Source organism: Stutzerimonas chloritidismutans (assembly GCF_038562055.1).
GTDB lineage: Bacteria > Pseudomonadota > Gammaproteobacteria > Pseudomonadales > Pseudomonadaceae > Stutzerimonas > Stutzerimonas chloritidismutans_A.
The window spans coordinates 54,443-75,113 of the sequence record NZ_JBCFXD010000003.1 but is presented as its reverse complement, the minus strand read 5'-3'; the positions used below and the strand labels follow the sequence as shown (position 1 = coordinate 75,113).

The window sequence follows — 20,671 nt, the reverse complement described above, 5'->3', positions numbered from 1 at the left end:
ATTAGCTTCCTGGTGGCCTGTCAGGCCGCAGGCCGCTGCTGGCGCTGGTAGAGGAACTCCAGAACCTGCGCCCGGTAGGCGTGGTACTGGGCGTCGTGGGCCAGGGTCATGCGGTCGCGAGGATGCTTGAGCTCGACGGGCAGAATCTCACCGATGGTTGCCGAGGGGCCATTGGTCATCATCACGATGCGGTCCGAGAGCAACACGGCCTCGTCAACGTCATGGGTGATCATGATTACGGTGTTGCCAAGGTCGGCGTGGATCTCCATCAGCGAGTCCTGCAGATGCGCGCGGGTCAGCGCATCGAGGGCGCCGAAGGGCTCGTCCATCAGCAACACCTTGGGTTGCATGGCCAGCGCGCGGGCGATACCTATGCGCTGTTTCATCCCGCCGGAGATTTCGCTGGGGCGTTTGTCGCGGGCATGGGTCATGTGCACCAGCTCGAGGTTGTGCTCGATCCAGTCACGCATCTCCCGTTTGCTCTTCTGACCTTTGAAAACTTCCCGCACCGCCAGCTCAACGTTCTCGTAGCAGGAAAGCCAGGGCAGCAGGCTGTGGTTCTGGAACACCACGGCGCGCTCCGGGCCGGGCTCGTTGACCTCACGGCCGTCGAGAATCACGCCGCCAGTGGTGGCCTGATAGAGGCCGGCGACGATGTTGAGCACCGTTGACTTGCCGCAGCCAGAGTGGCCGATCAGCGAAACGAACTCGCCCTTGGCGATGCGCAGGTTGACGTTCTGTAGCGCGCAGTAGAGCCCCTTGTCAGTGGGAAAGCTGATACCGACGCCGGTGAGTTCGAGATGGGCATTGTTCATGTGATTTCCTCAGCGCAGGTCTGCGTTCTTGTCCCAGCTCACGCGGCGCTGGAGCATCAGCATGATGCGATCCAGGGCGAAGCCGATCAGGCCGATGACGACCACTGCAACCATGATCCGGCCGAGCGAGTTGGAGCTGCCGTTCTGGAACTCGTCCCAGATGAATTTGCCGAGGCCGGGGTTCTGCGCCAGCATCTCGGCAGCAATCAGCACCATCCAGCCGGTTGCGAGCGACAGGCGCAGGCCAGTGAAGATCATCGGAATCGCAGCGGGTAGCACGATCCGGTGCACATGGCTGAGCGGTGACAGGCGCAGCACGCGGCTGACGTTTTGCAAATCCTTATCGAGGTTGGCCACGCCCACCGTGGTGTTGATCACCGTCGGCCACAGGCAGCACAGCGCTACGGTCAGCGCCGAGGTGACGAAGGATTTCGCCATCAGCGGGTCGTCACTGACGTAGACGGCGCTGACCACCATGGTCACCAGCGGCAGCCAGGCCAGCGGCGACACCGGCTTGAAGATCTGGATCAGCGGATTCACCGCGCTATACACCGTCTTGCTCAACCCGCAGACGATGCCCAGCGGCACGGCAATCAGCGAGGCGATGGCAAAACCGGTCATCACCGTATAGAGGCTGGTGAAGATCTGCTCGAAAAAGGTCGGCTTGCCGGTGTACGGGCGAATCTTCACCTCGGCGTCGGGGTTCTTGGCCAGTTTGGCGGCATTACGGTCCTCCTGACGCTGGTAGAACGCTTCGGCTTTTTCCCGCGACTGAATATGCGCATCGACCAGCCCATTGAGCTGCTCGGCTACCTGGCTCGGGCCGGGAAACTGACCGAGGCTGGTCTGGATGTTCGAGGCCACCAACTGCCAGAACAGCAGGAAGGCAAAGACGCCCACCAACGGCATGATCACTTGCGGCAGCCAGCGCTTGATGCGGGCCTGACGGCCAGCTCTAAGGGTTTCATTTATGTTCTGCACGACGGCTGGATTGCTCATCGACATGTCCTCCGAAAGGTGGGAGCCGCGCATGGCTCCCGTAGGCGGAATCAGAGCGTGGTATCGCCTTTCAGGCCGATCGCGAACTGTTCGAGATAGGCGTTGGGCGTGTGGCCGTCATAAGCGATGCCATCAATGGTGTCCGCCAGTGGCTCGCGGAAGCCGTCTTCACCTGCTGGGGGGAAGTCCTCGGCTGTCATCAGCCCGTCTTCGATCAGTGCCGCTGCAGCTTCGCGGTAGATTTCCGGGCGATAGACCTGCTTGGCCATGTCCAGGTACCAGCTGTCCGGCTTGGCCTCGGCGATCTGGCCCCAGCGGCGCATCTGCGTCAGGTACCAGATGGCATCGGAGTAGTAGGGGTAGGTCGCGTTGTAACGGAAGAACACGTTGAAATCCGGCACCTCGCGTTTGTCGCCTTTCTCGAATTCAAAGGTGCCGGTCATGGAGTTGGCGATGACCTTGGCGTCGGCGCCGACATATTCCGGTCGCGAGAGGATTTCCACCGCTTCCTGGCGGTTGGCGTTGTTGTCTTCATCCAGCCACTTGCCTGCGCGGATCAGCGCCTTGACCAGACGCTTGTGGGTTTCCGGATTGGCTTCGGCCCAGGCTTTGGAGACGCCGAAGACCTTTTCCGACATGTTCTTGCGGATCGCGTAGTCGGCCACCACCGGTACGCCAATGCCTTTGAATACGGCCTGCTGGTTCCATGGCTCTCCGACGCTGTAGCCATGGATGGTGCCGGCTTCCATGGTCGAAGGCATCTGCGGCGGTGGCGTAACGGAGAGCAACGCCTGGGCATCGACCTGTCCGCTGATGTCGCCTTTCTTCGGTGCGTAGTAACCGGGGTGAATGCCACCGGCAGCAAGCCAGTAGCGCAACTCGTAATTGTGCGTGGAGACCGGGAACACCATGCCCAGGTTGAAGGACTTGCCGCTGGCGTTGAGTTGCTCGATCACGGGTTTGAGCGCATCGGCCTTGATGGGATGCACCGGCTTGCCGTCTGCCATCGGCACGTTGGGCTTCATCTGCTCCCAGATCGCGTTGGACATGGTGATGGCATTGCCATTGAGGTCCATGGTGAAGGCCGTGATGATGTCGGCCTTGGTACCAAAACCGATGGTCGCGCCGATCGGCTGGCCGGAGAGCATGTGCGCACCGTCCAGCTCGCCGTCAATGACGCGGTCCAGCAGCACCTTCCAGTTGGCCTGGGCTTCGAGCGTGACGTAGAGCCCTTCGTCCTCGAAGAAGCCTTTCTCATAGGCAATCGCCAGTGGCGCCATGTCGGTGAGCTTGATAAAGCCGAGCTTGAGTTCCTCCTTCTCTGGCTCGGCCGCCCAGGCGGCCATCGGCACCAGTTGCAGCAGGGCAGAGCAGCCAATGCTGGCCACCAGCGTTTTCAAGAAGGTACGGCGGGTCTTGCGCATGATCTATCCCTCAATCGCGAAACGAAAAAAGGCGTAACGGAAGCACCCTCTGCATGAGCAGAGCGAGCACCGTTGACGCCTTTGTCAATTCGTCCCGATCACCGCCGTTGGCGACCTGAAGACGTGGTAGCAGAGGGATTGCAAGGGGCTTGCCAATTCTTAATCTGAGATTTTTTTGGCGACTAGGGTTTTAGGAAGATCTATGTAATACAACGGCTTACGTCTGAAACAACCGGCCAGGCTGAACATGCGTTGGACGTGCGGGCTTGGCACTCCTGGCGATTGCTCGGTGCAATAGCCGTGCACCCATTTCAATCTTTGGCTCCGTTTTGGTTCGTTTGCAGGGAAGAGCTAGTTGGAAATGGCGGGCGCAGGTTACGTCCTTCATTCAGGCCGGACTGGAGTGGTTAGGAGGTGGCTAGCGCAACGTGCTGTGTCGGCGAGCAACAGGCTCGTTGGGCCTGGTCGAGAGTCGAAAACGATCGGTACTTGAGTCCCGCAAGGTTCACAGCAGGCATCCGCTCGGCTAATAGCCCCGTCTGGGCCTCGCCGAGACCAGCGCGCTGAGACTTTCGGATCACTGACCCAGCAGGTCGTTCATCGCAATGATCTGTTCAGCAACCTGGATCAGTTTCTGCTGACGGCTCATGGCCTGGCGGCGCATCAAGGTGTAGGCCTCTTCCTCGTTGCAGCTGCGCATTTTCATCAGCATGCCCTTGGCCAGTTCGACGCGCTTGCGTTCGACCAGTTGCTGGTCGCGTGCGTGGAGCTGCGCGCGGATTGCCTGGTCGCTTTCGAAGCGGGCCATGGCCACGTCGAGAATGGGTTTCAGGCGCTGGGCCTGGATGCCTTCGACGATATAGGCGCTGACGCCGGCACGGATTGCGCTGCGCATGGCGTCGGGGTTGCTGTCGTCGGTAAACATGACGATGGGCCGTGGTTGGTCACGGCTGACCATCACCACCTGCTCCATCACGTCGCGGCCGGGGGAGTCGGTGTCGATCAGCACCACGTCGGGGCGAATCGCCTCGACCCGCTCGGGCAGGTCGATGGTCAAACCGGATTCCTCGATCACCTCGAAGCCGGCTTCGATCAGAGCGGTGCGCAGGCGACCAACCTTGCGCGGGGTGTCGTCGATCAGGAGAACGCGAAGCATGACTGTCTCCCTTCTCAAGGCTTGGGGTGTGGTGCGGTGTCGCCCAGGGCATGCAGCGCGAAGCTGCGCGCGTATCCCGCCGGATCGCTGCCATCCCAGCGACTGCCGTCCATGAGCATGGCGCTGCGCATGGGGGAGTCGGGTACGGCGATGCTCAAAGCGCTCGCTGCATCGCGGTAGAGGCTGGTCTGCTGGACGCTCTGCGCCACCGCAAGGTAATCCGGATCTTCACGCAGCAGACCCCAGCGGCGCAGCTGAGTCATGAACCAGAGGCCGTCGGAATGGTAGGGCATGTTCACTTCGCCGTTGCCGAAGAAACGCAGCGGGTGCTTGTCCAGCCAGGCATGGCCAAGGCCGTCCTCATATTGACCCAGAAAGCGCGATTCGATGGACGCAACGGGCGCATTGACATAGTCGCTGCCGGCAATCAGCTGTGCAGTACTGCGGCGATTTTCCTGGCTCTCATCGATGAAGCGGCTGGCCTCGAGGATGGCCATGACCAGCGCTCGGGCGGTGTTGGGGTACTGGTCGACAAATTCGCGCGTGCAGCCGAGCACTTTCTCGGGATGGTCGGCCCAGATCGATTGGCTTGTTGCGATGGTAAAACCCATGTCTTCTTCAATGGCCTGGGCGCCCCAGGGCTCGCCGGCGCAGAAGCCGTCGATGCGTCGCGCCCGTAGATGGGCGACCATCTGCGACGGCGGCACCACCACTGTGCGTACGTCAGTCAGCGGATGGATGCCGTGGGCGGCCAGCCAGTAGTAGAGCCAGAGCGCATGAGTACCGGTGGGAAATGTCTGAGCAAGCGTGAGTTTTGCACCACTCTGGCGCACGCATTTGCCGAGCGCATCGGGATCGGTCACGCCGGCTGCTTTCAGCTCACTGGAGAGGCTGATGCTCTGCCCGTTTTGCGCCAGTCCCATCAGTACGGCCATGTCCTTACGCGCGCTGCCTCCGATCCCCAGATGCACGGCGTATATCAGCCCGTACAGACCGTGAGCGGCATCCAGTTCGCCTTCCACAAGCTTGTCTCGCACGCTGGACCAGGAGCTCTGCCGTTGCAGGTTGAGCGTGAGGCCGTAGGGCTGCGCAAAGCCCTGGGTGGCGGCGACGATCAGCGATGCGGCGTCGGTCAGCGCCATGAAACCAAGGTTCACGACGTGCTTTTCTGGCGCGTCGCTGCCGGCGACCCAGGCTTTGGCGTCAGGGCGGAGCGAAGGGGAGAGATCGGTCATGCTGAGGAAAACCTTTGCCATGCGAAGCGCGCACCGTCCGGGAGGGAACCGGTGCGAAGCGGGATGTCTGGTTCAGGGTTAGCAAGCCACATGCCAAGGACGGTGCAAGACGCCTCTAACTGGTGCACGAGCTCGCAGCAAAGGGCAAGACGGCTGATCGCGTCCGGATATGGGAAGTCCTTCAGCTCAGCGCGGATACAGCGGCGGCAGCGCGCTGGCTTCGCGTTCGGCATCGCCAGCCTGACCTGCGGGCAGGTTCTGAATGGCCTGCCACAAGGCTTCGCCTTGCCAGCGCTGACCGGTCTCGCTGTACAGCGCACCATTAAGCCCATCGAGGGCATCGGACAACGGCTCGAAACGGGCCGCCATATCGGCCAGCGTTTCAGGCTGCTGCCGCGCCCAGGCATCGAGCGCATGGCGGGTGGCCTGGGTGTCATTGGCCAAGCAGGCGCGTTTCAGATCATCGAGCAGGCTGCGCGGAGTCGGGCCGGTCGGCACTGTGCGGATCACCGCTGGCTGCCTGCGCGCATGCAGCCACAAGCCAAAGCCGAGCAGGGTCGTCAATGCCAGCAATGCGCTGCTTAGCTGCCAGGGCCATAGCCGTCTCGCCTCTCGCTGTTCCGGCATGTCCGCCGTCTCGATGGCGGGCTGTTGCAGGTCCGGGTTGTCGGCGACCTGCAGGTTGCGACCAGGCAGCGTGCTGCGCTCCAGGCGATCTTCCAGGGTGTTCCACCAGACCACTTCCACGGGCGAGAGTTGGAACTCCCCAGTGCGCGTCGCGACCAGGGCTTCGCGCTGTTCGCGACTGCCGCTGACACCGTTGGCAGTGACTTCGTTGTTTAGGGTCGGCTGGTCGGGGTAGCTGCGCAGTCCCGGTAGCTTGGTTGAGGCGATTGGAGGCAGCTGGCTGCTGGTCAAACCGTCAGCTTTCAAGAGCAAGCTGCGGGTCAGGGCTTCGCCCAGCTGAGCATCCCCGGGTTCCGGACTCCAGGCTTCGACCAGCGTCAGGCTGCGGGCCGGCAGCCAGGCGGCGTCGGCGGGATAGTCAGCTGGCTTGGGCTTTACAGTTAACGGGATGGTGGGTGATTTGACCTGGGTCGAACGTCCGAACCTCGAGCCATACTGATCACCGGTCGACGGTGCCACGGCCGTGGCGCTGAACAGTTGTGCGGGAATTGTCAGCTCGCCGCTTTTCTGCGGGAACAGCGCATAGCGGATTTCAATCACCCCGTGACGGACGCCATTGATGTCTTTTTCATAAGTGCGTGGTTCGCCCAGCCGCTGCACCAGCGCATCGTTCATCTGCAGCGGTGAAAGGGTGCTGTCGTCGTACAGCGATACGGAGTGGTAGATACGCAGCGTCAGCAGCACCTGCGCCTGCACGTAGGCGACCTCCTGATCAAGACTGGCGTCGATGAATATGGGGGCAAGCAGGTCGCTGTCGCTGGCGCTGGGCTCGGTGACATGCAAGGTAATTGGCTCGCTACGGGCATCGCCGAGCTGCAACGGCGGAATGACGACATAGCCGGTCTGCAGCGGCTGGAGCGTGACCTGCCACTGGGTAATCGCCTGTGCATCGCCGTTGGTCCCGGCAAGTTGGTTGCTCTGACGTGTCCCGGATACTTTGAACAGGCTGTCGAGGGGCTGCAGGTCGGGCTTGCCAAATGCGGTGCCGTCGGCCGTTTCCAGAGTCAGCTCCACAGTTTCGTCCAGGCTCAGCTCGGTACGGTCGACCCGGGCTACCAAGGTAGCAGCGTGGGTTTGCAAGCCCAGCAGGAGCAGAAACACCAGTGTCATCCAGCGCATCATTGATTCAATTCCTGCCGTTTGCGTTGCTCATAAAGAAACTTGCGCCGTAACAGCTCGCCGGGATCGTCCGGGATCTTGCGCAACCATTGGTTCATTGCCTGATCCTGCTCGGGATCGACCGGCACTTCCTGTGCCTGTGCCATCTGCTGTTCGGTCGCGACTGGCTCGGACTCGGGAGGGCCCTCGTTCAGTGTTTCGCTCGACACCTCGCCAGCTGGCTCGGGCGGGGCCTGTGCCGTGGTTTGATCTGTCGAGTCCGACGAGGTGTCTGGCGCTTTGCTTCCACGAGGCTGCTTGCGCTGCTCGGCTTCGGATGTCGATTCCTGGGGTGGCGACGCGTCGGGATCGGCATCAGCTTGAGCCTCTTTTTTTCGTAGGGCCTCTTCGACTTTGGTTTTATTGCGCCGCGCGACGTCCAGGCCCGGATCCAGCTCCAGGGCTTGTTCATAAGCTTCGATGGCGGCTTGCAGCTCGTCGTTGCGGGCCAGGGCATTGCCTCGGTTGTAGTGATCGGCTGCGGAGTCGCCCTTGCCGAACTGCTCGGCGGCGCCGGCAAAGTCACCGGCCTGGTAGCGGGCATAGCCCTGCCATTGGTGATCTTCGAAGCGGGTCGCGGCTTCGCCTGGGCGAGAAGATTCCAGCAGGCGCATGCCCTGTTGATCGGGGCGCAGCCATAGGTCGTCAAAGCTCAGGGCGCTGGCGGGTTGCGGGACGAAGAGGACGAGCGGCAAGCAGAACAGCCAACCCCGGCGCCCGGCGAAGGCGGCGAGCAACACCAGAGGGAGTAGCAGCCAGTAGCCTTGGTCCTGCCAGGCGTCGAGACGGGTGGTCTCGTCTTGAGCCACAAGCTGTCCGTTGCGTTCGAGCAAGCCGAGGTTGCGCAGGTCCGCATCATCGACTCGAGCCTGCTGATAGCGACCACCGATCTGGCTGGCGAAACGCCGCATGGCATTGTCGTCCAGCCGGGGAATGACAATGGAACCTTTTTCATCCTTGAGGAAGCTGCCGTCCTCACGAGGAATAGGAGCACCTTGCTCGGTGCCGATGCCTAACAGAAGCAGCGACTGCTCGTTTTCCTCCAACTGCTGCTCAATCGATGCGCGCTCGGGCTCGTTCAGGCTGCTGCCGATCAGCAGGAGGCGACCACCGCCATTGGCGCCTTGTTGCAGCAGGGCGATGCCTTGCGTTACCGCGAGGTCAGACCGGTGGCCGGGTTCGGGCATGAGATCGGGTTGCAATGCATCCAGAAGGTTTTGCGTGGTGGCCATGTCGTTGGACAAGGGCACCAGGGTGTGAGCGCTGCCGGCGAAGACCACCACAGCGGTTTGGGCATCCTGGCGGGTCTGCAGCAGATCGAGGATCTTGCGCTTGGCCTGCTCGAGTCGGCTCGGCCGCACGTCGGTTGCCAGCAGCGCCGGGGTGGTCTCCAGCAAGATGACCAGCGGGTCCGCGCGTGTCAGGCTGGGTTGCTCGACCTGCTGCCAGCTTGGCCCTAGCAACGCCAGACAACCCAACAGCCAGGCGCTGCCGAGCAGGATCCAAGGGAGCTTGCTGTTACGCAGCCTGCCGCGAGTGAGCAGAGCGGTATGAAAAGCTTCGGGCAACAGGCGCTGCCAGCGACCGGTCTGGCGCTGTCGATGCCATAAACGCCACATCAACCATATCGGTAGCGGCAATACGATCAACCAGAGCGGTCTGAGCAAGTAGGGCAGAAGTTCGCTCATGATCGCTTGCTCCGAGCGCCCAGTTGACGCAGCGACAAAGGCAAGACGCTGCGCGCGACCAACAGCCAGCTGAACAAAAGTGCTGCAGCCAATGGCCAGGCGTAAAGCGCTGTGGCGACGCGTGCCTGAGCTGGCTCTTGGGCGGCCGGCTCGAGTTCGTCGAGGGCGGCGCCGATTGCTTCCAGCTCTTCATTTGTACGCGCTCGGAAGTATTCGCCGCCGGTTTCATAGGCAATCGCGCGAAGGGTCGTTTCGTCCAGATCGCCGCCGGGGTTGAAACTGAACCGGTTGAGCAGCCTGTCATCCGCTTCAGCACCGATGCCGATGGTATGCACTTTGACGCCTGCGGCCGCAGCGAGCCGAGCCGCGATCAACGGCTCGACTTCGCCACCGTTGTTCGCGCCGTCCGTAATCAGTACCAGTACGCGACTGTTGGCTGGGCGTTCGCGCAAGCGCTTGACGGCCAAGCCGATGGCGTCGCCGATGGCCGTGTTGCTTCCAGCGATGCCGACCGCAGCTTCATCAAGCCAGGTGCGAACGGTTTGTCGATCGAAAGTCAGCGGCGCCTGCAGGTAGGCCTTGCTGCCAAACAGGATAAGCCCGACGCGGTCGCCGCTTCGCCCGGCAATAAAGTCGCCGAGCAAGTGCTTGACCAGTTCCAGCCGGCTGACCTCATCGCCTTGCCACTGCATGTCTGGATAGTCCATGGAACCGGACACGTCGACCGCCAGTAACAGGTCGCGGCCATTGGTAGGAAGCGGCAGCGGTTCGCCGAGCCATTGCGGGCGAGCGGCGGCGAGCAGCAGCAGACACCAGATGAACAGATAGGGGAGCTGTTGCCGCCAGGCTGGTAGGGCGATCGCGGCGCGGCGGCCAGCCAGCGTTTCCAGCTCGGCCAGAAAGCCGACCTTCAATGCCGCGTCGCCGCTTTCCGATACGGGCAAGACCCAGCGTAATAGCCAGGGCAGCGGCAACAGTAGCCAGACCCACGGCCAGGCCAGCTCAAACATGCTTGCGAATCCAGATCTGCACGGACTGTTCAAGGCCCTGGATGGCCTTGTCGTCCAAGCGGCACTCGGCGCGGTAGGCGCCTTCGACCAGTACCATCCAGCGCGTCAATCCCGCGGCCGGACACCGATTGTCGAGAAAGGCCAGCCAGGCACGCCCGCTCAATGTATGGGGATGATCGTCTGGATAGCGGATCCGGCAAAGGCGTTTCAGCAGCGCATTGAGTTGCTGCAGCCAGTGACTGGCTGGCTGGCCATTGTATGGCTTGCTCAACTGGGCGAGTTCAAGCAGAGCCGTCTGACGCTGCGGGTCGAGCAGTTGTTCGTTTTGGGCGGTCACCTCTCGCTTAGCGTGCTGAAGTCTTTTCCAGGGCTGCAGTTTCAGCAGCAGAACGAGGCTGAGCAAAAGGGCAGCGAGAAACCACCAGCCAGCCGCCAGTGGCCACCAGCTCACGGCCGCTGGGGTGATCAGGGGTTCAAGCTCGAGCGCATTCATCTGAGGGCGCCTTGGTGCTGCCCGATGAGGTGCTCACGCATCTGCTCTACCAGTTCGCGCTGTGTATCAAGCGGCATCAATGGCAGGCGCAAACGGTCGGCCAGACGCTTCCAGCGCGCACTTCGGGCTTCGCCTTGCAGCCGGTAGGCTTGTCTCAGCGCGGCGTCATGGGTGTCCAGTTCGAGCCGAGCGCCGAACTGCGCAAAGCGCAACAATCCAGCTGCTGGTAGCGCGTGGTCGAGTGGGTCATAGACAGGAATAAGCAACAAGTCGACGTGGCGCGCGAGCAGGCTCATCTGCTGTTCTGCAGCGTCGCCCAGGGCGCGCTCATCACAGAGGATGACCGCCAGGCTACCTGGACGCAGCGTTTCACGTGCGCGTCTGAGGGCCAGGCCGAAGGCCTCTGGATCGTCAGGCTGGTCGGCTTGCAAGCCGGCATTGGCGCGCGCCAAACGGTCCAGCAATTGCAGAAGGCTTTGCTTGCTGCGCCGGGGTTTGATCTCGTGCTGATCGCCGTGCCCGAATACCAGGCCCCCGACGCGATCGTTGTGGCTTAGCGCGGCCCATCCCACCAGGCTGGCGGCTTGGGCAACCACCACCGATTTGAAGGCCCGAGCACTACCGAAGAACAACCGCGGGCTCTGCTCGACCAGTAAATAAATGGGTCGCTCACGTTCTTCGTGGAATAGCTTGGTATGCGGCTCCTGAGTTCGTGCAGTGACTCGCCAATCAATGGTGCGAACATCGTCACCGGCCTGGTAGATGCGCACTTGATCGAAATCCACCCCACGTCCGCGCAACTTCGAATGGTGCAGGCCGACCAACTGACTGCGCCGATGCGGGCTGGAAAACAAGGGCACTTCGCGGACTCGATGACGCATGTCGATCAGCTCGGCGAGGCTTACCCGGACGCCATCGCCGGGCTTTGAATGCACCGAACCGTTGTCGGTGGGCCGCGAGGGCTGCATCAGGCCACCGCGACCACGTCGAGAATGCGCTGCAGGACGCGATCCTGATCGATACCGGCTGCTTCCGCTTCGAACGAGAGGATCAAACGGTGGCGCAGCACGTCGAATAGCACCGCCTGAATGTCCTCCGGGCTGACGAAATCCCGTCCCGCCAACCAGGCATGAGCGCGGGCGCAGCGATCCAGCGAGATCGAGCCGCGCGGACTGGAGCCGTAGGCAATCCAACCCGCCAGCTCAGCGTCGAATTTGGCCGGGGTGCGGGTCGCCATGACCAACTGCACCAGGTACTCCTCCACCGCATCCGCCATGTACAGGCCGAGAATTTCCTTGCGCGCAGCGAAGATCGCTTGTTGGGAGACGCGGTGTTCCGGGGCGGTTTCGCCGTTGATCGCTTCGCCGCGCGCCTGTTGCAGAATGCGTCGTTCCACCGACGCATCGGGGAAGCCGAGCTTTACGTGAAGCAGGAAGCGGTCGAGTTGCGCTTCGGGAAGAGGGTAGGTGCCCTCCTGCTCGATGGGGTTTTGCGTGGCCATTACCAGAAAGAGTGGTGACAGGTCGTAGGTGCTGCGACCTACGCTGACCTGCCGTTCGGCCATGGCCTCGAGCAGCGCCGACTGCACCTTCGCAGGCGCTCGGTTGATCTCATCGGCCAGCACCAGATTGTGAAAGATGGGGCCTTGCTGAAAGACGAAGCTGCCGGTTTCCGGTCGGTATATTTCAGTCCCGGTAATGTCGGCGGGCAGCAGGTCCGGCGTGAACTGGATGCGATGAAATTCCGCCTCGATGCCGCCTGCAAGCTCTTTGATTGCCCGTGTTTTGGCTAACCCTGGGGCGCCTTCGACGAGCAGGTGGCCGTCAGCGAGCAAAGCGATCAGCAGGCGCTCGATCAGCCGTTCCTGGCCGAGAATCTGGGTGGAAAGAAATTGTCGCAGCGCGACTATGGCTTCACGGTGGTCCATCGCTGAGCTCTTCTGCAGGGGCGTGTCGGGGCGGGCGCTCGACCAGCACGACTTTAATTCATTAGCGAGGGGCAGGCTATGCGCGGCTCGGCAAGTTCGTCACGCAGCGTTGGGGATGGCCGGCGCCAAGCTCTTTTGGTCATGCAACACAATTAAATGTGACTGCTCGGTCGCTGGCGGCGCCAGACTTAAGGAGGCCTGACGGGGTGCATTCCCGGTCCGCTGAACTAACGTTGAACTTACAGGTTGCGTTGCCGGTCAGGTCCCGCGACTGCCCTAGTCGAATTCCAAGCCAGAATGGAGCGAAAAAATGGCGTTCTTTACAGCTGCCAGCAAAGCCGATTTTCAGCAACAACTGAAAGTGGCCCTGGCACAGCATGTCGACGAGAAACTCCTGCCACAAGTGGGACTCTTCGCCGAACAGTTTTTCGGAATCGTCGCGTTACCCGAGCTGACTCAGCGGCGCATGACCGACCTGGTCGGCTCGACGCTGGCCAGCTGGCGGTTGTTGGAGCGCTTCGATCCAAGCAGTCCTGTGGTTCAGGTATTCAACCCCGATTATGAAAAGCACGGTTGGCAATCGACCCACAGCGTGGTCGAGGTGCTGCACCCGGATATGCCGTTTCTCGTCGACTCGGTGCGCATGGAGCTTACCCGTCGTGGCTATGCCATTCACACCCTGCAGAACAGCGTATTGCAGGTCCGCCGGGACGGTGACGGCAGCTTGGTCGAATTGCTGCCGAAGGGCAGCTCAGGTGAAGGCAGCGGAGCCGAGTCGCTGATCTTCGTCGAGGTCGATCGTTGCGCCAGTGCGGCGGCTTTGCACGAACTGGAGCAGTCGCTGCACGGCGTTCTGGCTGACGTCCGCCTGACCGTCAGCGATTTTCCCGCGATGAAAGCGAAGGCCGAAGAGCATCATGCGCGTCTGGCCATGCTGCAACCGGCCGATCACGCCCAGCTGGCTGAAAGCATGGACTTCATGCGCTGGTTGGCCGAAGACCATTTCACCTTCCTGGGGTACGAGGAATTCACGGTTGTCGAACAGGGTGAGGGCGGCCGCATCATTTATGACGAGGCGTCCCTGTTGGGGCTGTCGAGAAACCTGCGCACCGGCCTTGAAGCAGACGATCAACTGATCATGCCGCCGGCGCTTGCCTATCTGCAGGAGCCGCTGCTGCTGTCGTTCGCCAAGGCGGCTACTCCGAGCCGGGTGCATCGGCCGGCATATCCGGATTTTGTCTCCATACGCGAATTCGATGAGCAGGGTCGAGTGACCCGGGAATGCCGCTTCCTCGGGCTCTTCACCTCCTCGGTCTATACCCAGAGCGTGCGTCGGATACCCTACATTCGCAGTAAGGTGGCAGAGGTCATCCAGCGTTCGCATTTCGATGATTCAGCGCATCTGGCCAAGGAGCTGACTCAAGTCCTCGAAGTGTTGCCACGCGATGAACTGTTTCAGATGACGCTCGACCAGCTGTTCAGCACAGCCATCGCCATCGTACAGATCCAGGAGCGCAACAAGCTGCGCCTGTTCCTGCGTATCGATCCCTATGGACGCTTCTGCTATTGCCTGGCGTACGTCCCCCGCGACAGTTATTCGACCGAGACCCGCTTGCGCATTCAGCAGGTTCTGGTAGACCGACTGGAAGCCAGCGGCTGTGAGTTTTCCACCTACTTCTCCGAGTCCGTACTGATCCGCGTGCAGTTTCTGCTGCGTCTGGACCCGAGCAAACAGGTGCAGTTCGATCCGGTCCAGTTGGAAAACGAGGTAGTCCAGGCCTGCCGAACCTGGCAGGACGACTACTCGAGCGTGGTCATCGAGCGTTTCGGCGAAGCCCAGGGCACCGGGATACTCGCTGATTTTCCGAAAGGCTTCCCCGCGGGATACCGTGAGCGTTTCGCGCCGCACTCGGCGGCTGTGGATATGCAGCACGTGCTCAGTCTCAGCGAGCAGCGCCCGTTGGTGATGAGTTTCTACCAGCCGATCACGGCGGTGGAGAACCGCTTGCACTGCAAGCTCTATCACCTGAACACGCCGCTGCCGTTATCTGACATGTTGCCGATCCTCGAGAACCTCGGGCTACGTGTGCTAGGTGAGTTTCCGTTCCACCTGCGGCGCAAGGATGGCCGGGAATATTGGATTCATGACTTTGCGTTCACCTACGCCGAGGGGCTCGAGATTGATCTGATGGAGATCAATGAGCCGCTGCAGGATGCGTTCATCGCGATCAACAACTGTCAGGCGGAGAACGATGCGTTCAACCGGCTGGTCCTGACCGCAGGGCTGACCTGGCGCGAGGTTGCTTTGTTACGCGCCTATGGGCGCTACCTGAAGCAGATCCGCATGGGCTTCGACCTGGGCTACATCGCCAGCGCTTTGCTCAACCACACCGACATCGCTCGTGAGCTGGTGCGGCTGTTCAAGATGCGCTTCTACCTGGCACGCAAACTCGGCGAAGAAGACCTTGCCGACAAGCAGGCGCGGCTCGAACAGGCGATCATCACGGCGCTGGATGACGTGGCCGTGCTCAATGAAGACCGCATCCTGCGTCGCTACCTGGCTCTGATCAAAGCGACGCTGCGAACGAATTTTTACCAGATGGACGCGGTCGGCAAGCCGAAGAGCTACTTCAGCTTCAAGCTCGACCCGCGATCGATACCCGAGATGCCGCGTCCGGCGCCAAAATTCGAAATCTTTGTATATTCGCCCCGCGTCGAAGGCGTTCATCTGCGTGGCGGCAAGGTCGCGCGCGGTGGCTTGCGCTGGTCTGATCGTGAAGAGGACTACAGAACCGAAGTGCTGGGGCTGGTCAAGGCGCAGCAGGTGAAGAACGCGATCATCGTGCCCGGAGGGGCCAAGGGTGGTTTCGTGCCACGTCGTCTGCCTACCAACGGCTCCCGCGACGAGGTGCTGGCCGAGGGCATTGCCTGCTATCGAATCTTCATCAGCGGCCTGCTGGACATCACTGACAATCTTAAGGATGGCAACGTCGTACCGCCGGCCAACGTGCTTCGCTACGACGAGGACGATCCTTATCTAGTCGTGGCGGCCGACAAGGGCACCGCAACCTTTTCCGACATCGCCAACGGCATCGCTGCGGAGTACGACTTCTGGTTGGGCGATGCTTTCGCGTCCGGTGGCTCGGCCGGCTACGACCACAAAAAAATGGGTATCACCGCCAAGGGCGCCTGGGTCTCGGTGCAGCGGCACTTCCGCGAACGGGGCATCGATGTGCAGCGCGACAACGTCAGCGTGATCGGCATCGGTGACATGGCTGGGGACGTTTTCGGCAATGGCTTGCTGATGTCCGAAACCTTGCAGCTGGTGGCTGCGTTCAACCATCTGCATATTTTTATCGATCCCGATCCGGACGCTGCGCGTAGCTTTGTCGAGCGCCAGCGCCTGTTCGATCTGCCGCGCTCATCCTGGACCGATTACGATGCATCGCTGATCTCTGCTGGAGGCGGCGTATTCCCTCGCTCGGCCAAGCGTATCGCGATCACGCCGCAGATGAAGGCCCGTTTTGAGATCGAGGCGGATCAGCTCACCCCGGCCGAGCTCATTCACGCGCTGCTCAAGGCGCCGGTGGATCTGCTCTGGAACGGAGGCATCGGAACCTATGTGAAGAGCACCGCGGAAACTCATGCAGACGTGGGCGACAAGGCCAACGACATCCTGCGGGTCAACGGCAACGAGGTGCGAGCAAAGGTCATCGGCGAAGGCGGAAACCTGGGCATCACTCAGCTGGGACGCGTCGAGTACTGCTTGCATGGCGGCGCCGCCAACACCGACTTCATCGACAACGCTGGCGGGGTGAACTGCTCCGACCATGAGGTCAACATCAAGATTCTGCTGAATGAGATCGTCAGTGCCGGGGACATGACCGGCAAGCAGCGTGACCAGTTGCTGTTCGAGATGACCGACGCTGTGGCCGAATTGGTGCTGCACGACAATTACAAGCAGACCCAGGCGCTGTCGCAGGCTGAGCATCGCGCTCATGAGGGGGGTAGTGAGTACAAGCGCCTGATCAGTTCCCTTGAAGCGGATGGTCTGCTGGACCGCGCGCTTGAGTTCCTGCCTGGCGATGAAATGCTGGCTGAGCGCGCGAATCTGGGCAAGGGCTTGACGCGACCGGAGCTGTCGGTGCTGATTTCGTACAGCAAGATCGAGCTGAAGGAGGCGTTGCTGCAATCTCGCGTGCCGGACGATGCCTACCTGGCGCGCGAAATGGAAAGCGCATTTCCGCAGCTGCTGGCCGAGCAGTATCGCCCGGCGATGCTGCAGCACCGTCTCAAACGCGAGATCGTCAGCACGCAGATCGCCAACGACCTGATTAACAACATGGGCATCACCTTCGTTCAGCGCCTCAGAGAGGCTACCGGCCTGAGTGCCGCGAACGTGGCGGGCGCTTACGTGATCGTGCGGGACATCTTCCATCTGCCACATTGGTTCCGCCAGATCGAAGCGTTGGACTACAAGGTTCCGTCTGAACTGCAGCTCAATCTCATGGATGAACTGATGCGGCTGGGGCGGAGAGCGACCCGCTGGTTCCTGCGCAATCGTCGCAGTGAGCTGGATGCGGCACGTGACGTCGGGCACTTCGGGCCGCGCGTCGCAGCGCTCGGTTTGAAACTCGATGCGCTGTTGCAGGGCGGAACCCGCGAGCTTTGGCAAGCGCGCTACGAGCGCTACACCGACGCCGGGGTGCCCGAGTTGCTGGCCCGAATGGTAGCGGGCACCAATCATCTGTACACGTTGTTGCCGATACTGGAGGCCGCCGATGAAACCGGGCAGCCACCTGCTGAAGTCGCAGCGGCTTACTTCGCTGTGGGCGGTGCGCTGGAGTTGCCCTGGTATCTGCAGCAGGTCACCGGCCTGCCGGTGGAAAACAATTGGCAAGCGCTGGCTAGGGAAGGTTTCCGCGATGATCTGGACAGTCAGCAGCGCGCCATCACCGTGTCGGTGTTGCAGATGAGCGACGCGCCTGAGGATCTCGATGCTCGCGTTCAGCTATGGTTGGAGCAGCGGGAATATCAGGTCGAGCGTTGGCGGCGAATGCTGGTCGAACTGCGCAGTGCCAGTAGCGTGGATTATGCCATGTATGCTGTCGCCGGTCGCGAGCTGCAAGACCTCGCGTTGGAAAGCGCCAGACGCTAGTGTGATATGCCGCTGGGTTTCCTGGCGGCTGTTACGCGAAATGAAACGCCGATGTTTATGCATCGGCGTTTTGCGTCATGGAGGCGGTGTTGGGCAGGGGCTCGCGAGCTTCGTGGCAGTGGCGTTGCTGGATCAGTCGGTATGTACGGCCCGGTTGCCAAGGCGGAACCGAGTGATCTGTGGCAGGTCGCGCAAGTAGCGCACCATGTCCGGAGCTCCGGCGAGCTTTAGCCCTTCTCCTAAAGCATTCGCAGCAGGTTGCCGCTTGTCCAGCAGAAGTAGCTCTGAGTTATTCGCGTTGCGCAGCAGCGTCAAGCGAGCATAGGGAATCTTTGCCTCAAGCAGCAGCCCCATGAAGGCGCGATCGCTCCAGGCTTGTGCCGGCATCGTGACGGCATGGTATTCGCTGTCGAGTGCCTGTAGTCCGGCTGCATCAAGCCGGTAATCTGTGAGTTCGCAGGGCAGGTTGACCTCCAACCCCCGCAACCGTGCATAGGCGATGGCGCTGGCGAAGGCTTCAGCATGGTGCTCACCGCTCCAGTAAATCCGCTCGCCAAGCCAGCTGGCTTGGCGAAGCTCGATCGGGGCCTGTGTCTGGAATTCAGGCAATGCGGAGGTGATGGTCCGCACGAAGTCCTTGTAACTGATGACCCGTAGCTGACGGCAGGCGGGTGTGGCGGCAAGCGCCTCGAACGTCGGATAGGTCGCTTCGTCGGGGCTTTGCCCGCCGAGGCCGTCGACCTGTCGCAAATCGAGCGCCGGATAGGCGCTGCGCTCCTGGCGCACGAGCTGTGTCAACGCTGCATGAGCCTTGGCTTTATCTTCCTGAATGGGGCCGGAAAGAGCGCTTCTCGGTAAATCGACGAATCGTTGCAGGCAAGGGCCGTCGTTCCAGAAGATGCTCGGTGCCGGCTCCGAGAGGGGAGCAAATGGCAAGCTGATCTGGCTGGCGTGCTCAAGGATCTGGCGCGGTGATTTGCCGGTTAATCCAAAGCGTTGGGCAAATCTGACGATTCGGGAAGTCACGGGCGGCATCGGCTCGGGCAGGCCCATCATGGAAGACGAACGCATAGGGCAACGGTCGAAGTGTGGCAGAGCCGTGCGCCCCGTGCACCGTATTTGCCGAGCTTTTGTTTATCGTATTGGGGATCTCGGTTCAATGACAGATCACTGTCCGAGAGCCGATATGGCAACATCGCTGCGTTGATCAATGAGGGAGCCTCCATGCCAAGCCTCTTGCTGGATATTGCACTGCCCGCCGAAAAACTGCTGGCGGTCTATCAGGGGCGCGCCAATCGTATCCTGATCAAAAGCCGGGAAGGGACGAGCGTCAGCTTGCCGGCACATCACCTGCGGCCCTTTCTGACAACGGCCGGCGTGTTTGGTTCATTCGAGATGGAGTTTGCGCCTGAAGGCAAACTGATTCGCTTGCGACGGGTTGATTAGGCGCGCTTCGTCGAGCGATTCGATCACGGGCGCTACGTTGTAGCCCGCTGCGCGCAATGCCCGCCTGCTATACTCTCGCGCCACACTTTCCAGGATCTAGGCTGCGTATGTATAACCTGGCCCGCCAGCTACTTTTCAAGTTTACGCCCGAGACGTCTCATGAGCTGTCGCTCGATCTTATTGGCGCAGGCGGCCGTCTAGGCCTTAACACCATGTTGAATAAGTCTCCGGCGAGCTTGCCGGTGCGGGTGATGGGGTTGGATTTCCCGAACCCTGTTGGGCTGGCGGCGGGGCTGGACAAAAACGGCGAGGCGATCTGCGGAATGTCGCAGCTGGGATTTGGATTTGTCGAGGTGGGTACTGTCACGCCGAGGCCACAACCAGGAAATCCCAAACCGCGTATTTTTCGGTTGCCCGAGGCCGAAGCTATTATCAACCGTATGGGCTTCAACAATCATGGCGTCGACGCGCTGCTGGAAAGGGTCGACGCGGCTCGTTTCAAGGGCATCTTGGGCATCAACATCGGCAAGAACTTCGACACCCCGGTCGAGCGCGCTCAGGATGATTACTTGCTGTGCCTGGACAAGGTCTATCACCAGGCGAGCTATGTCACAGTGAACGTCAGTTCGCCCAATACACCGGGGCTGCGTAGCCTGCAGTTCGGGGACTCGCTCAAGCAACTGCTCGATGCGCTTGGCCAGCGCCGCGAAGACCTCGAAGTGCTCCATGGAAAGCGTGTTCCGCTGGCCATCAAGATCGCACCCGACATGACCGACGAGGAAACCCGAGTGGTTGCCGAAGCGGTATTCCAGGCCGGCATGGATGCAATCATTGCGACCAACACAACGCTTGGCCGTGAAGGCGTGGCGGGTCTTGCGCACGCCGACGAAGCGGGCGGGCTTTCCGGGGCCCCTGTTCGTGAAAAGAGCACCCATACCGTCCGTGTGTTGGCACAAACCCTGGCGGGCCGCCTGCCTATCATTGCCGTCGGTGGTATCACGCAAGGGCAGCATGCGGCAGAGAAGATCGAAGCCGGCGCAAGTCTTGTGCAGCTCTACACGGGGTTCATCTACAAGGGGCCAGCGCTGATTCGCGAGGCGGTGGACGCCATCGCTGCGCTGCAATCTCAGAAGGGTGCGAATCGTTAATCTGTGCTGCGGTGGGGCTCCCGATGGGAGCCCCGGGCTTCAAGCCCGCCGCCCGGATGGGGCGTGCTAGTCGAAGTCGGTGTGATTGTGTCAGCCGACCGCGTGAAGTTCGTTCAATCGATGAATGCCGGCTGCGCCGGTCAGACCGTCCCAGTTGTCGCCGCGACCCTCCCGCCAGCCGTTAATCCAGGCTTGGCGTACCTCGGGATGAGAAAAAGGACAGAGATCGCGAGATTTACCGTGTATGCCATGCTGATAACCGCGTAGAAATGCTCGTTCCATCGGATCACGCTTGAGTCTTCTCATTGGGTATTGCCCTCAGTGGTT

16 protein-coding genes are annotated in these 20,671 nt (G+C 61.3%); 3 read left to right on the top strand and 13 right to left on the bottom strand.

Features of this window, described 5'->3' with window-relative positions:
- Positions 1-20 precede the first annotated feature (20 nt).
- The 11 genes from AAGW23_RS06935 to AAGW23_RS06885 form a co-directional block, all read right to left on the bottom strand.
- Positions 21-815: an ABC transporter ATP-binding protein gene (locus tag AAGW23_RS06935; RefSeq protein ID WP_319297656.1), complete on the bottom strand. Its 795-nt coding sequence runs from the start codon at positions 813-815 to the stop codon at positions 21-23.
- A 9-nt stretch (positions 816-824) separates the two neighbouring features.
- Complete coding sequence (locus AAGW23_RS06930; RefSeq protein WP_342405710.1) at positions 825-1,814, bottom strand: ABC transporter permease; 990 nt, start codon at positions 1,812-1,814, stop codon at positions 825-827.
- Positions 1,815-1,864: 50 nt separating this feature from the next.
- On the bottom strand, positions 1,865-3,238 hold the full coding sequence (locus AAGW23_RS06925; RefSeq protein ID WP_342405709.1) for a CmpA/NrtA family ABC transporter substrate-binding protein: 1,374 nt from the start codon (positions 3,236-3,238) through the stop codon (positions 1,865-1,867).
- Between the two features lie 577 nt (positions 3,239-3,815).
- The gene (locus tag AAGW23_RS06920) at positions 3,816-4,394 is read right to left on the bottom strand and encodes an ANTAR domain-containing response regulator (RefSeq protein ID WP_342405708.1); all 579 of its coding nucleotides are present in this window, start codon (positions 4,392-4,394) and stop codon (positions 3,816-3,818) included.
- Positions 4,395-4,408: 14 nt separating this feature from the next.
- Positions 4,409-5,629, bottom strand: a complete 1,221-nt coding sequence (locus AAGW23_RS06915; protein WP_342405706.1) for a CmpA/NrtA family ABC transporter substrate-binding protein — start codon at positions 5,627-5,629, stop codon at positions 4,409-4,411.
- A 186-nt stretch (positions 5,630-5,815) separates the two neighbouring features.
- Positions 5,816-7,438: a BatD family protein gene (locus tag AAGW23_RS06910; RefSeq protein ID WP_342405705.1), complete on the bottom strand. Its 1,623-nt coding sequence runs from the start codon at positions 7,436-7,438 to the stop codon at positions 5,816-5,818.
- Positions 7,435-9,162 carry a VWA domain-containing protein gene (locus tag AAGW23_RS06905; RefSeq protein WP_342405704.1) on the bottom strand — a complete coding sequence of 576 codons (1,728 nt, stop codon included), beginning with the start codon at positions 9,160-9,162 and terminating at the stop codon, positions 7,435-7,437. The genes AAGW23_RS06910 and AAGW23_RS06905 overlap by 4 nt, the downstream gene beginning before the upstream one ends.
- Positions 9,159-10,172 carry a VWA domain-containing protein gene (locus AAGW23_RS06900; protein WP_342405703.1) on the bottom strand — a complete coding sequence of 338 codons (1,014 nt, stop codon included), beginning with the start codon at positions 10,170-10,172 and terminating at the stop codon, positions 9,159-9,161. The genes AAGW23_RS06905 and AAGW23_RS06900 overlap by 4 nt, the downstream gene beginning before the upstream one ends.
- Positions 10,165-10,665: a DUF4381 domain-containing protein gene (locus AAGW23_RS06895; RefSeq protein ID WP_342405702.1), complete on the bottom strand. Its 501-nt coding sequence runs from the start codon at positions 10,663-10,665 to the stop codon at positions 10,165-10,167. Before AAGW23_RS06895 ends, AAGW23_RS06900 begins: the two co-directional genes overlap by 8 nt.
- Positions 10,662-11,633: a DUF58 domain-containing protein gene (locus AAGW23_RS06890; RefSeq protein WP_342405701.1), complete on the bottom strand. Its 972-nt coding sequence runs from the start codon at positions 11,631-11,633 to the stop codon at positions 10,662-10,664. Before AAGW23_RS06890 ends, AAGW23_RS06895 begins: the two co-directional genes overlap by 4 nt.
- A complete protein-coding gene (locus AAGW23_RS06885; RefSeq protein ID WP_342405700.1) occupies positions 11,633-12,592 on the bottom strand; it encodes a MoxR family ATPase in 960 nt (319 codons plus the stop codon). The genes AAGW23_RS06890 and AAGW23_RS06885 overlap by 1 nt, the downstream gene beginning before the upstream one ends.
- 310 nt (positions 12,593-12,902) lie before the next feature.
- On the opposite strand from AAGW23_RS06885, the gene AAGW23_RS06880 reads away from it, so the two are divergent.
- Positions 12,903-17,750 carry an NAD-glutamate dehydrogenase gene (locus AAGW23_RS06880; RefSeq protein ID WP_342405699.1) on the top strand — a complete coding sequence of 1,616 codons (4,848 nt, stop codon included), beginning with the start codon at positions 12,903-12,905 and terminating at the stop codon, positions 17,748-17,750.
- 132 nt (positions 17,751-17,882) lie between these two features.
- Here AAGW23_RS06880 and AAGW23_RS06875 read toward each other — a convergent pair whose 3' ends face one another.
- Positions 17,883-18,806, bottom strand: coding sequence for a DUF6685 family protein (locus AAGW23_RS06875; protein ID WP_342405954.1), 924 nt, complete (start codon positions 18,804-18,806; stop codon positions 17,883-17,885).
- A 168-nt stretch (positions 18,807-18,974) separates the two neighbouring features.
- Here AAGW23_RS06875 and AAGW23_RS06870 point away from each other — a divergent pair, with 168 nt between their 5' ends.
- Positions 18,975-19,196, top strand: coding sequence for a DUF2835 domain-containing protein (locus AAGW23_RS06870; protein WP_102836239.1), 222 nt, complete (start codon positions 18,975-18,977; stop codon positions 19,194-19,196).
- A 107-nt stretch (positions 19,197-19,303) separates the two neighbouring features.
- The gene (locus AAGW23_RS06865) at positions 19,304-20,344 is read left to right on the top strand and encodes a quinone-dependent dihydroorotate dehydrogenase (protein WP_342405698.1); all 1,041 of its coding nucleotides are present in this window, start codon (positions 19,304-19,306) and stop codon (positions 20,342-20,344) included.
- Between the two features lie 90 nt (positions 20,345-20,434).
- Here AAGW23_RS06865 and rmf read toward each other — a convergent pair whose 3' ends face one another.
- Positions 20,435-20,650, bottom strand: coding sequence for a ribosome modulation factor (rmf, locus tag AAGW23_RS06860; RefSeq protein WP_082082129.1), 216 nt, complete (start codon positions 20,648-20,650; stop codon positions 20,435-20,437).
- Positions 20,651-20,671: the final 21 nt, after the last annotated feature.

What these genes read in the sequence shown, in the direction of transcription:
- AAGW23_RS06890 (WP_342405701.1), bottom strand. Translation starts at nt 11,633, where the DNA reads ATGCAGCCCTCGCGGCCCACCGACAACGGTTCGGTGCATTCAAAGCCC.
- AAGW23_RS06905 (WP_342405704.1), bottom strand. Translation starts at nt 9,162, where the DNA reads ATGAGCGAACTTCTGCCCTACTTGCTCAGACCGCTCTGGTTGATCGTA.
- AAGW23_RS06900 (WP_342405703.1), bottom strand. Translation starts at nt 10,172, where the DNA reads ATGTTTGAGCTGGCCTGGCCGTGGGTCTGGCTACTGTTGCCGCTGCCC.
- AAGW23_RS06875 (WP_342405954.1), bottom strand. Translation starts at nt 18,806, where the DNA reads ATGATGGGCCTGCCCGAGCCGATGCCGCCCGTGACTTCCCGAATCGTC.
- AAGW23_RS06870 (WP_102836239.1), top strand. Translation starts at nt 18,975, where the DNA reads ATGCCAAGCCTCTTGCTGGATATTGCACTGCCCGCCGAAAAACTGCTG.
- AAGW23_RS06915 (WP_342405706.1), bottom strand. Translation starts at nt 5,629, where the DNA reads ATGACCGATCTCTCCCCTTCGCTCCGCCCTGACGCCAAAGCCTGGGTC.
- AAGW23_RS06880 (WP_342405699.1), top strand. Translation starts at nt 12,903, where the DNA reads ATGGCGTTCTTTACAGCTGCCAGCAAAGCCGATTTTCAGCAACAACTG.
- AAGW23_RS06885 (WP_342405700.1), bottom strand. Translation starts at nt 12,592, where the DNA reads ATGGACCACCGTGAAGCCATAGTCGCGCTGCGACAATTTCTTTCCACC.
- AAGW23_RS06910 (WP_342405705.1), bottom strand. Translation starts at nt 7,438, where the DNA reads ATGATGCGCTGGATGACACTGGTGTTTCTGCTCCTGCTGGGCTTGCAA.
- AAGW23_RS06895 (WP_342405702.1), bottom strand. Translation starts at nt 10,665, where the DNA reads ATGAATGCGCTCGAGCTTGAACCCCTGATCACCCCAGCGGCCGTGAGC.
- AAGW23_RS06925 (WP_342405709.1), bottom strand. Translation starts at nt 3,238, where the DNA reads ATGCGCAAGACCCGCCGTACCTTCTTGAAAACGCTGGTGGCCAGCATT.
- AAGW23_RS06935 (WP_319297656.1), bottom strand. Translation starts at nt 815, where the DNA reads ATGAACAATGCCCATCTCGAACTCACCGGCGTCGGTATCAGCTTTCCC.
- AAGW23_RS06865 (WP_342405698.1), top strand. Translation starts at nt 19,304, where the DNA reads ATGTATAACCTGGCCCGCCAGCTACTTTTCAAGTTTACGCCCGAGACG.
- AAGW23_RS06920 (WP_342405708.1), bottom strand. Translation starts at nt 4,394, where the DNA reads ATGCTTCGCGTTCTCCTGATCGACGACACCCCGCGCAAGGTTGGTCGC.
- rmf (WP_082082129.1), bottom strand. Translation starts at nt 20,650, where the DNA reads ATGAGAAGACTCAAGCGTGATCCGATGGAACGAGCATTTCTACGCGGT.
- AAGW23_RS06930 (WP_342405710.1), bottom strand. Translation starts at nt 1,814, where the DNA reads ATGAGCAATCCAGCCGTCGTGCAGAACATAAATGAAACCCTTAGAGCT.